Source organism: Prevotella sp. P6B4 (assembly GCF_000619985.1).
Taxonomy (GTDB): domain Bacteria; phylum Bacteroidota; class Bacteroidia; order Bacteroidales; family Bacteroidaceae; genus Prevotella.
In genome coordinates, this window is the sequence record NZ_JHVE01000019.1 from 32888 (window position 1) to 47494 (window position 14607).

The 14607-nt window shown below is 48.7% G+C and carries 14 protein-coding genes; 8 read left to right on the forward strand and 6 right to left on the reverse strand.

Translation table 11 applies throughout. From position 1 onward, the window contains the following. The first annotated feature begins 9 nt into the window (after nucleotides 1–9). Nucleotides 10–1674, forward strand: a complete 1665-nt coding sequence (asnB, locus tag T491_RS0112045; RefSeq protein WP_028904113.1) for an asparagine synthase B — start codon at nucleotides 10–12, stop codon at nucleotides 1672–1674. A gap of 86 nt (nucleotides 1675–1760) precedes the next feature. On the opposite strand, the gene T491_RS0112050 is transcribed toward asnB, so the two are convergent. Next, complete coding sequence (locus T491_RS0112050; protein ID WP_028904114.1) at nucleotides 1761–2171, reverse strand: hypothetical protein; 411 nt, start codon at nucleotides 2169–2171, stop codon at nucleotides 1761–1763. 123 nt (nucleotides 2172–2294) lie between these two features. Between T491_RS0112050 and T491_RS0112055 the strand changes: the two genes are divergently transcribed. From T491_RS0112055 to T491_RS0112075, 5 genes are read left to right on the forward strand one after another with little or no spacing between them, the layout of a single operon-like run. Beyond that, nucleotides 2295–4622 carry an NPCBM/NEW2 domain-containing protein gene (locus T491_RS0112055; protein ID WP_028904115.1) on the forward strand — a complete coding sequence of 776 codons (2328 nt, stop codon included), beginning with the start codon at nucleotides 2295–2297 and terminating at the stop codon, nucleotides 4620–4622. A gap of 7 nt (nucleotides 4623–4629) precedes the next feature. After that, nucleotides 4630–4929 (forward strand): hypothetical protein, encoded by a 300-nt coding sequence (locus tag T491_RS0112060; RefSeq protein ID WP_028904116.1) that lies wholly within the window; start codon nucleotides 4630–4632, stop codon nucleotides 4927–4929. Nucleotides 4930–4941: 12 nt separating this feature from the next. Continuing rightward, on the forward strand, nucleotides 4942–5463 hold the full coding sequence (locus T491_RS0112065; protein ID WP_028904117.1) for a hypothetical protein: 522 nt from the start codon (nucleotides 4942–4944) through the stop codon (nucleotides 5461–5463). Nucleotides 5464–5468: 5 nt separating this feature from the next. Continuing rightward, the gene (locus T491_RS0112070) at nucleotides 5469–5822 is read left to right on the forward strand and encodes a hypothetical protein (protein ID WP_155950126.1); all 354 of its coding nucleotides are present in this window, start codon (nucleotides 5469–5471) and stop codon (nucleotides 5820–5822) included. Further along, the gene (locus tag T491_RS0112075; protein ID WP_197018870.1) at nucleotides 5815–6447 is read left to right on the forward strand and encodes a DUF1963 domain-containing protein; all 633 of its coding nucleotides are present in this window, start codon (nucleotides 5815–5817) and stop codon (nucleotides 6445–6447) included. The genes T491_RS0112070 and T491_RS0112075 overlap by 8 nt, the downstream gene beginning before the upstream one ends. 14 nt (nucleotides 6448–6461) lie before the next feature. On the opposite strand, the gene T491_RS17475 is transcribed toward T491_RS0112075, so the two are convergent. Further along, nucleotides 6462–6818 (reverse strand): PhzF family phenazine biosynthesis protein, encoded by a 357-nt coding sequence (locus tag T491_RS17475; protein ID WP_081773376.1) that lies wholly within the window; start codon nucleotides 6816–6818, stop codon nucleotides 6462–6464. Nucleotides 6819–6998: 180 nt separating this feature from the next. Between T491_RS17475 and T491_RS0112090 the strand changes: the two genes are divergently transcribed. Both T491_RS0112090 and T491_RS0112095 read left to right on the forward strand, forming a co-directional pair. After that, nucleotides 6999–7568 (forward strand): flavodoxin family protein, encoded by a 570-nt coding sequence (locus T491_RS0112090; RefSeq protein ID WP_028904120.1) that lies wholly within the window; start codon nucleotides 6999–7001, stop codon nucleotides 7566–7568. A gap of 1 nt (nucleotide 7569) precedes the next feature. After that, a complete protein-coding gene (locus tag T491_RS0112095; protein ID WP_028904121.1) occupies nucleotides 7570–8436 on the forward strand; it encodes a LytTR family DNA-binding domain-containing protein in 867 nt (288 codons plus the stop codon). On the opposite strand, the gene T491_RS0112100 is transcribed toward T491_RS0112095, so the two are convergent. The 4 genes from T491_RS0112100 to T491_RS0112115 form a co-directional block, all read right to left on the reverse strand. After that, nucleotides 8433–9107, reverse strand: coding sequence for an ABC transporter ATP-binding protein (locus tag T491_RS0112100; RefSeq protein WP_028904122.1), 675 nt, complete (start codon nucleotides 9105–9107; stop codon nucleotides 8433–8435). The genes T491_RS0112095 and T491_RS0112100 overlap by 4 nt on opposite strands. A 27-nt stretch (nucleotides 9108–9134) precedes the next feature. Then, nucleotides 9135–11486 (reverse strand): ABC transporter permease, encoded by a 2352-nt coding sequence (locus T491_RS0112105; RefSeq protein WP_197018871.1) that lies wholly within the window; start codon nucleotides 11484–11486, stop codon nucleotides 9135–9137. Nucleotides 11487–11621: 135 nt separating this feature from the next. Continuing rightward, nucleotides 11622–13985, reverse strand: a complete 2364-nt coding sequence (locus T491_RS0112110) for an ABC transporter permease (protein WP_028904124.1) — start codon at nucleotides 13983–13985, stop codon at nucleotides 11622–11624. A 14-nt stretch (nucleotides 13986–13999) separates the two neighbouring features. Continuing rightward, entirely contained in the window at nucleotides 14000–14554 is a 555-nt protein-coding gene (locus T491_RS0112115; RefSeq protein WP_155950127.1) for a DUF3836 domain-containing protein, read from the reverse strand. Nucleotides 14555–14607 lie beyond the last annotated feature (53 nt).

Sequence of the window (14607 nt, forward strand, 5' to 3'; positions counted from 1 at the left end):
CAAAATATTATGTGTGGAATAGTAGGTATTTTCAACATCAAGGAGCAGTCGCAAGAAATGCGACAAAAAGCATTAAAGATGAGTCAGAAAATCCGTCATCGTGGTCCCGACTGGAGTGGCATCTACTGTGGCGGTTCAGCCATCTTAGCTCACGAGCGATTAAGTATTGTTGATCCAGAGTCGGGTGGCCAACCCCTATTCTCGCCCGACCACAAACAAGTGCTTGCCGTTAACGGCGAGATTTACAATCATCAGGAAATCCGCCGCCGTTATGCCGGCAAGTACGACTTCCAGACAGGTAGCGACTGCGAAGTAATCCTAGCCTTGTATCGCGAAAAGGGTATCGATTTCCTTGAAGACCTGAGTGGCATCTTTGCCTTTGCCCTTTACGATGAAGAGACCGATGAGTTCCTTATTGCTCGCGACCCCATTGGCGTCATCCCCCTGTACATCGGCTGCGATGCCGACGGCAAGGTGTACGTAGCTTCAGAACTGAAAGCTCTTGAGGGGCAGTGTGAGCACTACGAGCCCTTCCTTCCTGGCCATTATTACTGGAGTGCAGACCCTGGACAGAAGCGTTACTACAAGCGCGACTGGATGGAGTACGATGCCGTGAAAGACAACCCCGCATCGGTTGAAGCTATCCACGATGCACTCGAAGGTGCGGTGAAACGCCAGCTGATGAGCGATGTTCCTTACGGTGTGTTGCTCTCGGGCGGACTCGACTCGAGCGTTATCTCGGCCATCGCCGAGAAATACAGCGAAATGCGTATCGAGGACGACTCGAGAACCAAAGCCTACTGGCCTCGCCTGCACTCGTTTGCCGTCGGTCTGAAGGGGGCACCCGATCTGGCCAAGGCCAAGCTGGTGGCCGACCACATCGGTACCGTTCACCACGAAATCAACTACACCATACAGGAAGGCTTGGATGCCATCCGCGATGTGATCTACTTTATCGAGACCTACGACGTGACCACCGTACGTGCCTCAACACCTATGTATCTGCTGGCGCGTGTCATCAAGTCGATGGGTATCAAAATGGTACTCTCAGGCGAGGGTGCCGACGAGATTTTCGGTGGTTATCTCTACTTTCATAAGGCCCCAACAGACAAAGACTTCCACGAGGAGACTGTACGCAAACTCTCTAAGCTACATCTTTATGATTGTTTACGAGCCAACAAGAGCTTGAGTGCCTGGGGCGTTGAGGGACGTGTGCCCTTCCTCGACAAAGAGTTCCTCGATGTAGCTATGCGTACCAACCCTGAAGCCAAGATGTGCCCAGGTAAAACCGTCGAAAAGAAGATTGTACGCGAGGCCTTTGCTAACATGCTTCCAGAGGCAGTCGCATGGCGACAAAAGGAACAGTTCAGCGATGGCGTCGGCTACAGCTGGATCGACACTCTGAAACAGATTACATCTGAAGCCGTCAGCGACGAGCAGATGGCCCATGCCGCCGAGCGATTCCCCATCAACCCACCAAAGAATAAAGAGGAATACTACTACCGCTCAATCTTTGCCGAGCATTTCCCCAGCGACTCAGCTGCCCTAAGCGTGCCCAGCGAAGCCAGCGTAGCATGCTCTACCGCTATCGCCCTGGAATGGGACGAGGCCTTCAAAAACCTAAACGACCCCTCAGGCCGTGCCGTTAAAGGTGTGCACGAGCAAGCCTATTAAGTAATAACTGACTCATCGATGATGATGTTACCTCCCTTCGTATGCTTCTTTGGCATCAGCGTAGTCGGAGGTAACACCATCGTCGGTTAGTGTATGAACGAAAAAAGGCTACTTGTATCATCGTTAGTAACGGTTTCATCCTCTTTCAGCCTGAGAGATAACTCTAACGTTGCGTAGTCCCTCCCTTTCTCACCTAACGAAAATTTCCCCGCATCGGGTGTTATCGTGTATTCCATGGTGCCATATTGGATGGTCAGCGAATATTCATCAAAGGTCCTTACTACGATGGTAGCAAACAGATGTCGCCAGCCACTGCTCATCGGTAGCCGCTCTACAGACAACGGTTCGCCTTCAATAACAGGGAATTCTGGCACAGGAAGACCCTTCGTAGGCCGTTGGAACTCAATAGCGTGATATTCACTATGACGGTCAGCTTGCCAGTCAATGCTCAGCAAGAGCTGCGACCATGTTTTGCTGTCAGTAGTACTTTTCGGCATATTGTTACTTTTATTAAGATATATTTTTCCGCAAAGATAGTCTTTTTTCAACAAAAAAGATATTCATTTCATTTTTTTTCGTATTTTTGCAAACAGATAGTAACTAATAGACCGACATTCATAATGGAAAAGAAAAGACAACTATGCCTATTATTACTCTTGCTGACAATTGTTATTGCCAGCAAAGCACAGACTTATCTCACCGATAAATACAAGCCTACCGACTCATATCTGTATAAGGCCTACCCTACAAAGGGGACTGACGTGATGCAGATAGCCACCTATAAATACAAAGGCGGATTCACACTGGAAACAGGTCGTAGTGGTCTTATTGCAGGTGACAAAGCAGGCTTTGTGGTATTCAATCTGACTGAGAGCTACGACAAAATGAGCTTCGTGGTTGGCCCCAATGCCCCCAACTCGGCTAGCGATCAGTATAATGTCATCCTGGTCATGAAGGCCGACGGGAAAAAAGTGCTCGACAAAGTCATCTGGCAGCACGATGCGCCACAGGAATGTGTGATTGACCTGAAAGGAGCTCGCCAATTGCGCATTGACCTGCCCAAGGGATCTGCCGATCTGGCATTCGGCGCCGTCAAACTATGGAAAGCTAACGAAGTTTTCAAACCTTCTGCCGATCCACATCGCGCCATCCCTACCAACGACCGTGTTCAACTGGTGGGACAAATCTGGCCGCACTTTATCCGCCATTCCGGATGGGTACACCCCATCACAGCCAAAGAGGTAAAGGGTATCGAGAAGACCGAAAAGATCAGCATCAACCGCGTGGAGTACAAAACGGGCTTGGCATTCACTGCCGACCAAGCTTTCGTAGGCAACAATGAGGCATGGGCCTACTTCTGGCTACAGAAGAAATATGGCAAGGTGTCGTTTATCATCGGCCCGCGCGACAACCAGGCTAGCGGTGCCACAGGCTGGCTGACGGTGAAGGCCGACGGCAAGATTATCTACGAGAAACGAATCAGCCAACTCGATCTGGCGGAACAGGTAGTGCTTGATGTCGCCAATGTCAATCAATTGTCGTTTCATAGTATCGATGAAAATGCACGTTTAGGAGGCGGTCTCGTATTCGGTGTTGTCAATATGTTTGCCTATCCAAACAATTACGACATGGCCTTGCTACCAACCCCAGGCGAGGTAAACGGCTCCAAGAGCAGAATCTCGCAACTGCCCGATGTGTGTAGATTGGTGTCGAATATTAAGCCGTACTCCGTTCAAGGCATCGTAAATTACAAGAACAGCGTGTTCGATGGCGAGAGCGACTATATCACCTTCTCAATGGGAGGCGAGAAGTTTAACGAAGGCTTTGTGCTTACAAGCGGCTCCACACTGCTGGGCGAAGATATCAGTTCATATTACAAATTCGACCTGGCAGGCGAGTTCGACTACATGACCTTCACCGTTGGAGCGCTCACCAACCGTCGCGTCATGTCGGATGAAGACATCCGCATCTATTGCGACGGTAAGGTGGTACTCGACACGGTCATCCACTGCACCTGGCCAAATCAGCACTTTACCATCCCGCTCAACAAATGCCGTACCCTCACCTTCGCCAAGCCTGGTACAGGCAGCGACACCCAGCCTTACTATGGATTTGGCGACATCACGCTCTACCGTGGTGAAGTGGTAGCCAACAATCTCTATGAGCATCCCAAACCCGAATGTCCTGATTCAGTCGACCTTATCGATCTCTGCAAGCGTCCCTACTTCCACTTTGTGGGGCGTTATCTGAGCAGGATGACCAACTTCGACTTCAACGACTGTTTCCATAATGGAGAATCGTTACGCCGCTACTTTCACATGAAAGACGGTTCAAAGATTTACAAGGGTGTGATGTTGGAAACCAACATCCCATTTGCATTCGAGAATGTGACGTTTATGGATTTGATGTTCATGTTCCTGACCAGTGCAGGTGGTGAATTATCAAATAGTGATGTCAGTGCAACAACCGGTGTCACAGGTGGCGCCTCTAGTTTGCCTACGACGATGCTCAACCTGTCGTTGGAAGCCAAGAAGAAAGGTGACCGCGTACAGGACAGAGCCAAAGCTCATGGTCTGAAACTAGGCACCCTGTCGCTCTTCGGTCCCGGTGGCTACCAGTCGTCAGCAGCAGCCTTCAATATCTATGGTGAGTACGATACCTGTACTTTTACCGTTGCCAACAAGTCGGTCTTTGTCGACCCCTACGAAGAGGTACTTGGCGGTGTGTTCGGCGAGAAGGCGAAAGCCCCACCCGTACGCCTCGATGTGTTTGCCGACCAAGTAAAGGTGGGCGAGTTTATGCTGACAGACGACATGAAGCCTACTACCTATACCGTACCTGTAAACAAAGGCACCCAGTTGATGTTCTGGTTGGAGTGCGGTGACGTACGCTCTGGCCAGTATGTGCTCTACGATATGAGCGTGAAGAAAAACCAAAAACAAAAGTAGATCAGATATGAAGAATTTTATCAAGTTTGTGATTATCGTATTGATTTGCTGCTGGGTTTACAAGAAATGCAGCAGTGACAGTACCAACGAGAAAACGAAGGTTGAACAGACTACTAAGAGTTCAAAGAAAAAGGCTGTCAAAGGCAAAATGAGCAAGAAGAACAAGAACGTCTCATCGGTCAACGAGCAGAACCAAAATGAGAGCTCTACTGCTGAGGCACAGCCTACCACCAAGAAACAGGCTACACCTGAAGATGTTGTAGAAGAGGTAAAAGGCGGTCAGCCCGACAATGATGTCATTTTCTAATTCTCTCTGCATATGGAAGCTAACGACCAGCTCAAAAAGATAGAAAGCCTGATTATAGAGGCCGACAAACTGATAGCCAACAATCAGACCTGGAAGGCAACACCTTTACTGGAACAAGCCATCCAACTTATCAACGATGTTCCTGATACAGAATCCTATCAGGAATGGCTATACGAAGCCTGGTTTGCAATAGGTGAATGCTACTACACCAATCAGCGTCGCCAACAAGCCAAAGATGCTTACCAGCAAGCGCTGGTACACGCCACATCGGCAGGACTGGACACCGACGACTGCGACTATCAACTGGATCGTATCAAGAAGCCCCTACTGAAGTACGACCCAATAGAAGACAGCCAGGAATATTTGGCCGTAATCGACGAAGTGGAGAAAAAGCTCTACGACGAACTGAAAGATGAACCCCGTCCCATGGGCTTCTGCTTTCGCTATTGGTCGCTAAAACGCGCTATTCTCGCCACATACGGCATCGAATGGCGCTCACCTAATATCATGAATCCTCGTGTACATTTCGATTAATGCCCATGTCAACGATCTGTCAGATTATCGTCTACAAAAGCTATAGCGACCGCGGTGCCTTCATGTTCAAGGAGCTGTGGGATACAGTCGATGTCGATCCGAACATACTGAAAGCGGGCGAACACCTGCCCTATTGGGACCCAAGAGTTGCTCCTAAAATCACCTACTACGATGAGCAGCGCCTCGACTTGGTATATGGCGGTCAGACGTTCAGCGTTCATCTGGGCGAAGAGGTGCTGATCAGCGAAGGCTCTGGTCCAGAAGACTACGGCGTGATCTGCACGATTCTGCATTGCGTCAGACTGATAGATGACGACAATTACATAGATGATGATGGACGATACGACGCCTATGATTAGTCTCAAAACACATCCAACAAACGATTCACTCTTCGCCCAAAGCAAATGGTGGGGCGAACCTGATATGCCAGACGATTTAGACTGGCCCGAAGTGACGATAAACGACGAGAACGGTGAGCCATACAGCGACCCACTGACCTTTGTTTGTCAGATTCGTTGCAACGATATAGCTATGCTCGACCCAGAGGGTCTATTGCCTCACGAGGGCATGCTCTATTTCTTTGCAGCGCTCGACTATTTCCTCGGCGATATCGACAGTCCCGTCTATCCTGGCATGGGGCAATGGAACCCTGATTATTTCAAGGTACTCTATAGCCCAACGTGCGACCAACTACACACCCATCATCTCTACTATCCTGATGGCACAACAGCCACCCGCGCTGCCGAATCCATCACCTTCGCCCCTAGCGATGAAGCAGATGACGGTCTACGCCTGTTAGGATATCCATACATTGAAGATGTACGCGAAACCATGCCTGACATGCTCTCGCTATTACAGATTGACGAGAACGACGACTGGCATCTGACGTTCCACGATTGTGGCGAACTATATTTTCTTATCACTCCGCAACACCTACTCAATCGCCTGTGGCAGCAAACAACCTGCTATCTCTTTTCACTTTGAAATGACCGATCTGCTCACAATAAATAATTTCCTTCGATTCTAACTGTGGCCTTGCCACCAAAGAGCACCTGGTCGTTTACATGCTTTAGCTTTACTGAGTTGAAAATACGGTCGTTACCACCCTGTTCGATGGTGATGGGGTGACCATCCCAGAGGTTTTCGCTCAGCAGATAGTTAGCAAAGGCACTATTGCCCGAACCCGTGGCAGGGTCTTCCAGATAACCGAACTTAGGCGCGAACACCCTTGTGTGGGCAAAAGCATCAGCATTGGCTGTTTGCTGGGAGAAAACAAGGATGATGTCGATATCATTGCTTAAGCAGAACGCTTTGAGCTGCTGTTCGTCAGGAAAGACCGTTTCCTTATTATCCATATTGTTACTATTAATTATTTACCTTTTAATGGTTTTGACGGTGCAAAAATACATAGAATTACCATACAATGCAAATTTCTGGGACAAATGGTACACTTTTGTGACGGATGGTTTGGTTGTTTCGGCAAATATATGTATCTTCGCAGCGTTTTATTGTAATGGTAAAGGATTGAAAAGGGAATGAATATTCTGATCATAAACGGTAGCCCACGAAAGAATGGACTCATTTCGCAGATGCTCGCTATGATGAGCGAAGAGGCCGAGAAGCGAGGCGACACGGTGGAAATGGTACATACCAACAACCTGACCGTGAAGCCTTGTACTGGTTGTATGGCCTGCAGAACAAAGCAGAAGTGTGTACTGGCTGAGGACGATTCGCAGCGAGTGTTGAGGATGATGCAGCAGGCCGATGCCATTATCATGGGCGCACCATGCTACTGGGGGAACATACCCGGACAGATGAAACTGATGTTCGACCGTCAGGTTTATGGCATGATGCGCGATACGAACCGCTTTCCAGAGCCACTAATGAAAGGTAAAAAGTGTATTCTTATCAGCACCTGCACCACACCCTGGCCTTGGAACATATTGTTCAAGCAGTCGCGTGGCGCCATCCGTTCCATGCGCGAGATTGCCCGCTATGCAGGTTTCAAGATTGTAAGCACCATCGAACGTGGTGGCACAGCCATGCATCCCCAACTTACCGAGAAAGACAAACTGAAGTGTAGAAAAGCCATAGACCGGATTTAAGATGAAAGAAGGACGCAAAGAAACAATGATGACCCGCATAACCAGTGTAACCTTTGTAGCCGTTGCACTGGCAGTTTTTAAGCCATTCGGACTCGACACCTGGCAGTGGCAGGCCTATATCCATTTGCTGGCCATCTGGACAATCGGCGTAGCTGTTTGTATCATCGCCGATTTGATTCTGAAGTATATTGTTCGCATGCCGCGATCGTTTAAGAAAGGCATTGGCTATATTATCCGTCGAAACCTATATTTCCAGTTGATCAACACCCCGCTAGTATCGCTGGCTATCTGCTTGTATCGCCACTTTGTAATCAACGAATACGTGGCGGGCAACCAGCTTTCGGTGATTAACTACATCGAAACGCTCCTGATTATCGCTTTCTGCTCGTTTACCATCGGACTGTACTGGCGCTTTAAGTTCCGCAGCAAGTATCTGGCTGTTGAGCTAGAAGAAATGCGCCTGCTTAACGAGCAGCTGAAAAAAATTACAGCATCAGCACCACAACCCAGCAACGAAACAAAAGCCCCTGATACCGTAACACTTTCTGGCAATACCAACGATACGATTGAACTCAACATTGCCAACCTGCAATATATCGAGGCTGTTGGCAACTACGTAAAGGTATGCTATATGCGCGATGGCGAGGTACACACTGATATGCTACGTGCCACTTCCAAACAGATGGAGGACGATCTGAAAGCCTATCCCATGATTGTACGCTGCCATCGCGCATTCTTAGTAAATCTGGCTCAAGTAGAGCAGATTATCTCTAACTCACACGCCATGCAACTTATCATGAAGCATACTAACGATGCTATACCGGTATCGCGTAGCAATATGCAAGGCGTAAAAGAGGCTCTTTCTTAGAGTGTTACCTCGGGCACAACCTGACCATCGAGCAAGTTGATGGTGCGCTGGGCATAACCGGCATCACGCTCCGAGTGGGTCACCATCACCACGGTGGTGCCTTCCTGATTCAGTTGGGTAAGCAGCTGCATCACCTCAAGTCCGTTCTTTGAATCGAGGTTACCTGTGGGCTCGTCGGCGAGGATAATCTTAGGATTCATCACAACGGCACGAGCAATAGCTACACGCTGCTGCTGACCTCCAGAAAGCTGCTGAGGGAAGTGGTGGGCACGATGACTGATAGCCATACGGCGCAATACCTCCTCTACCCTTGCCTTACGCTCCTTCTTGGGCACACCCAGATAAGTGAGAGGCAGTTCTACATTCTCTTCAACATTCAATTCATCAATCAGGTTAAAGCTCTGGAACACAAAACCAATCTGGCCCTTGCGAACCTTGGTGCGCTGACTTTCCTTGAGCGAGCCCACATTCTGACCATCCAGCAGATACTGGCCGCTGGTAGGATTATCGAGCAAGCCCAGAATGTTAAGCAAGGTTGATTTACCACAGCCCGATGGACCCATGATGGCCACGAACTCGCCTTTCTTTACTTCGAGCGATACACCGCCCAATGCAACGGTCTCCACCTCTTCGGTACGGAACACCTTCTGAATGTTTTCTAACTTAATCATAAGTTTTATTATTTAAAGATTTACTATTTATTCGTTCTTAAGATAATCTACCGGATTGCTGCTGGCCACACGATAGCAGCCAATGCAAACCACCGAGAGGATAATCACCACTACTGCCAGGGCACAAAGACCGAAGAGTACTGGCGACAGGACAGCCTTTTCGCTGAATTGCTCCAACCACAAGCGCGATACATACCAGCCACCAATGGCTCCGATAACCACTGCAGGCAAAGCCAGGCGCAGAATGTCGCGGATAAAGAGCTGTAGAACATCGATGATATGGGCACCGTTCACCTTACGGATGGCAATCTCCTTCTGTCGGCGAGCCATCTCACCAGCCAGGTAACCAATCAGTCCGATCAGGGCAATAATCAAAGCTACCATTCCACCAATCATCACGGTACTGCGGAAACGCTGCGCATCGGTATAAAGCTGCGTCATCAACATGGTATAGGGACGGAGCGAAACCTCAGGACTCTCAGGGATCAGTTCGTGCAACCGCTTGTTAGCCGCATCGAGTGCATCCATATCGTGAAAACGCACAGTAATATGATGTGTGTACCTCATTCTATGGTCATAGAAGCAGATACTTGGACGATTATCAGGATGAGTGATACTGCCAATACGAGGATCGTCGAACACGCCCACGATGGTGTAAGGACCTTCGTATGATGTACAGATTACCTGCTTGCCTACAGCCTGATCCCAGCCAGCCAGTTGCTTCATACGCTCCTCGAACTTTCGGCTTACCATTACCTCGCGCATGGTATCAGTCTGCTCAGTAAAGCTATGACCGGCAATCACAGGAATGCCCATCACCTCGAAATAGCCATCTCCCACATCAAAGAGGTCGGCCACATTCATGTACTCTTTATCATCGCCTGGCAGGAAGATATTATCGCCACTCTGCATTTCGGGCAGATAGGCATAAGATGTAGTAACACCTTTCACACCCGATAGTTTCTTGAGTTCATCAACCACCAATCGTGTCTGTGCCAACGAGAGTTCGTCGGTATTGATATCAGCCAGAGTAGAATAGTCGTAGCCAGGATTGTCGTTCACCATCAGCTGATACTGGCGACCTACCACCAGCAACAACACAAAGAGGAAGGTGGCCGAAGCAAACTGCAAACCTAACAACAGCATCTTCCACACACGGTGAGAATGATTGTAATGCTTAAAGGCGGCAGTCATGGGGATGTGGGTATAAGCCCAACCAGGAACCAGACCAGTGATGACCAGCACCACCAGACAAGTGAGGGCGATGAACCAGATGTTATGACCTGTGGTAAGGATGACCGGTAGTGGTGTGCCCGTAAGCTCCTGGATCGTATCCTGGAAGATGAACAACAAGCCTGCGGCCAGTGCCAGCGATAACAGCAGGTGCAGCATGCTCTCGATCATCACGCGTCCGTAGATGTTACGTGCCTCGGCACCATAGCAACGGTGTACAGCCATCTCGCGAGCTCGGCGACTGATGCCACCAACCACCAGCAACAGATAGTTCATCACCGCACAGCCAATCAGCACCATGGCCAGCAACGAGATAATCCAAATCATTCGGCGTGTAGCATCGTCCTGCGTGTGATAGTCGGCCAACGGGCGCAGCGAGTAGTCGAGATCCACACCGGCCTTCTTCAGTTCGTCGGCAGGCAGGTTATCATGGCGCATCTTCTTTATTTGCGGTTTCAGGTCGTCGGGGGTGATACCCTTAGCCAGGCGCACATAGCCGAAGTAGCGGTCGTTACCCACCCAGTTGTCGCGACCATCCCAGGTTATCTGGGGCAGTGTAGGCATCGATACCAGCACCTCCAAGTCGTGCAGTCGGGTATTCAGGGGGATATCCTCGTAGATACCGCCAATAGTGAGTGCCAGATTGCCACGCTTATTATAATACACCTTCTTACCAATCACGTCGCCACCCAGTTTCTCGGCTATCGACTGCGGAATCATGCAGTAGTTGGGCTGACTGAGCGTTTTCTTTGGATTACCTGCCAGAATACGGTAGGGAAACACATCGAAGAAACAGCTATCGGTAAAGAAGAAATTGGTACGTATGCGCTTATCGTCTTCGGTAACCAGTGGCAGGTCCCAACCAAAGCCTGTATAGCGGGTAGCGGCCTCAACCTGCGGGCAGTAGCGCTTCAAGCCGTGAGCGATAGCACCCGGGGTTTGTGAGTAATGCTGATATTCGCCATCGCGAATCACATCCTCGTAAAGCACATAGATGCGGTCGCTCGTATCAAAGTCCTTATCCCACGACTGTTCGAAACCAGCCTTACCTATTAATACTATTCCAGTAGCCAAACCAACAGCCAGACAAAGGATCTTAATCCAGTTGTGCTGACCACGCTGATTGAGAGATTTGATAACGTTCATATTCATTATTTGTTGATGTTTACGCTGCAAAGATACGGCTATTAACCTATATCTGCAAGATTTTTGCAAGCCCTAAAGGCGGTATGTCTAAACATTATACGGTTCACTGTATGATTTTTATACACTTACCATCTGTTACTCGGTTTTAATACTCTCCACCGGGTTGGTACGCACGGCTTTGATAATCTGGATGCTAACCGAGAGTACAGCTACCAGCAGGGCAAAAGCACAGGTAACAGCGAATATCCAAGCACTCAGGTTGATGCGGTAACTGAAGTTGCTCAACCAGTCAGTCATCACGTACCACGACAGCGGGATAGCGATGACAAACGATACCAGCAATGGTGCACAGAACGTGCGCAGCATCAGCGTCATCACCTCGTGCGAGGTTGAACCCATAATCTTGCGGAGACCTATCTCCTTCTGTCGCTGACGGATAAAGAAGAGCGACATACCAATGAAGCCCAATACAGAGATGACGATAGCCACAATGGTAAAGAGCGAGATAATCTTGAGCGTATTCTTTTGATCGGCGAAGGTTTCGGCTATACTCTCCTCGAGCGACTGCACATACCACTCCATATCGGCCTCGGGTATACCCAGCTCTTTTTGCATGGCAATAAAGGCAGCCTTGGCCTGCTTGTCGCCATCGGTCTTCACCAGGAACGAAGGATATTCGAATGTATCCGTAACTCGGATGGCGAAAGGATCAACACCTTTCAGAACGTTGATACGATGGACATCGTAAAGCACCCCCGCAATGGGGTTCTTCATATCTTCGCTCCAGACAATAGTCCTTGTGCTATCGGTAAACTCCATCTGGCGCATGGTTTCCTCCGTCAAGTAGTAACCGTCGCTGGTTGGTCCATAGTCTTTCTTTTTCTTCAATCCATAAAGATCGTAGGCTGTTTTATCAAGGTCTAATAGCATAATGGTAACCATTTTACCATCGCGCTTAATGCTTCGCATGCTACAGCTACCAGTTGCCAGCGAAGTTTTCGAGAATGTACCTATCTTCTCTACAAAAGGCATCTTTTCCAAGAGGTTTCTCACTGTTTGGTCTTTCCCATCAGGGGCGTTAATAACAAACAGATTCTCGGTGTTGTAGCCCAGCGGGGCATGGATCAGGTGATTGAGTTGCAACCAGATAACAAGCGCCGAAGTAAGCATCACTACCGTAACTACATTCTGCAGAATGATAAAGATCTTACCCAGCACCATCTTGGAACGGAAACGGAAACTACCTTTCACGATGTCGATGGGCTGGAAACGAGAAATCTGCCACGAAGGCATGATACCTGAGATGATACCCACCAACAGGATGAAAGCGATGCTGACACTAACGGTGCCCAGACTGATGTCGCCAGCAAGGTCGATCTTACCCTTAAACAAATCGATAGCCTCATCCTGCAAGGCAAAGGCTAAAGCCAGACCGATGGCAAACGATACGGCCACCATCAGGGTTGATTCGGCAATCAACTTCAGCGAGATATCCTTCTGACTACTGCCGAAGAGTTTACGGGTGGCCATCTCCTTGGCACGGAAACCCGTATTGGCAACCGTCAGGTTGATATAGTTGCTGATGGCAAAGAACAGGATGGCCAACACAGCTGCAAGCAGGATGTGGAGTCGCGTCTTATCGCCTTTCAGCATACCTGTGCCATTGTTCTGTGGGGCAAACATGATATCCTTGAGTGGTGTAAAGGTCAGGTTCTCTGCCTCCCACTTACCATAGTAATTCTTGGCCAGATAATCGGCGACAACAGCTTTCTTGCTGTCGAGGCTGGTGCCTGATTGCAGCATCAGGAACACCTTGCTATAACCATGGGGACCATAGGCCATCGTATAGTTCTCGAGCTTGTAGCCCATCACCTGTGGATAACGCTGCATGTTAACGATAATCTGGGTCTCGTTAGGCAGTACCGTATGATCAAAGTCCTTTGCGATGGCACTTACGGTATAAACCAGCGTACTATCGTAAGGATCATCATTTCCGATACGCACATGGCGTTCGCCAGTAATCTGAATCGACTCACCCATAGGGTTCTTATCGCCAAACAAGCGCTTGGCCAGTCGCTCGGTGATCACACATTTATCAGGCTTATCAAGTGCATAACGCTTGTTACCCTGCGTCAACTCATAGTCGAAGATGTTGAAGAAAGAAGAATCAACCAACAGGATACTGCTCTTGTCGTCGCCATCTTCTATCACCCTTTCGCCATATTTTATCTTTCCACTCTGGCTCATCACGGCACACGACTGCTCCACTTCAGGACACATGGCCTTGATATCGCCACCAGCCTGTGGCCACATAAAGAAGTTGTCCTGACTACCTACCAGAACGATTCGTTCGGCCTGCTGATGCCACGAGTCGATAGTGAACTGGCGCCAGGTGTAGTCGCCCAGCAGGATGATAAACATCAACGACACTACAAGCCCTACCACATTGATTAATGTGTAGAGCTTGTTGCGTGAGAGGAATCGGAAATAACTCTTCATTTTTTATTCTTTATTTATTTCTGTGTAAGATAATAATCCATGTTCATCGTATAACTTTCTATAGGTGCCTGCCACTCCAGTTGCATATCGGCTTTGTTGTACTGGCGACTGTAACAAGCCACACTGACAACACTCTCATCGGGCTGTAGGGTATAGGTTATCTTACCTACAGGTTCGTCAAAATCAGCCTTCTTCTTGTTCCAGCGGCTATAAGTAGCAGTATAGAAATCGGCATCCAGAGAGTAGTTGTGACGACCTGCACACTGCCACTGCTGTTTGTGCCACACGTACTTAGTACGACTGATAAGCATACCATCGGTAGCATAGGTGTACTGGTAACGGTAGATGGGCGTCAGGGTGAAGTTACCCTTGCGTAGAGTCTTCTCCTGATAAACCACCATCGTAGCAATGTTTCCATCAGCGTCACGATCAGCGTTATACACGAACGCGGCATCGGTAGCTTGAGAGACTGTGTTGTAAACCTTATCCACAGTTGCAGATGTCATCACTTGTGCATTTGAGGTCAGAGCCATCAGGCACATCATTGAGCTAATCATAAACTTTTTCATAATCGTACTTTTTTTATTATTATTACTTTGTTTTTTAATTTTCACATTGCAAA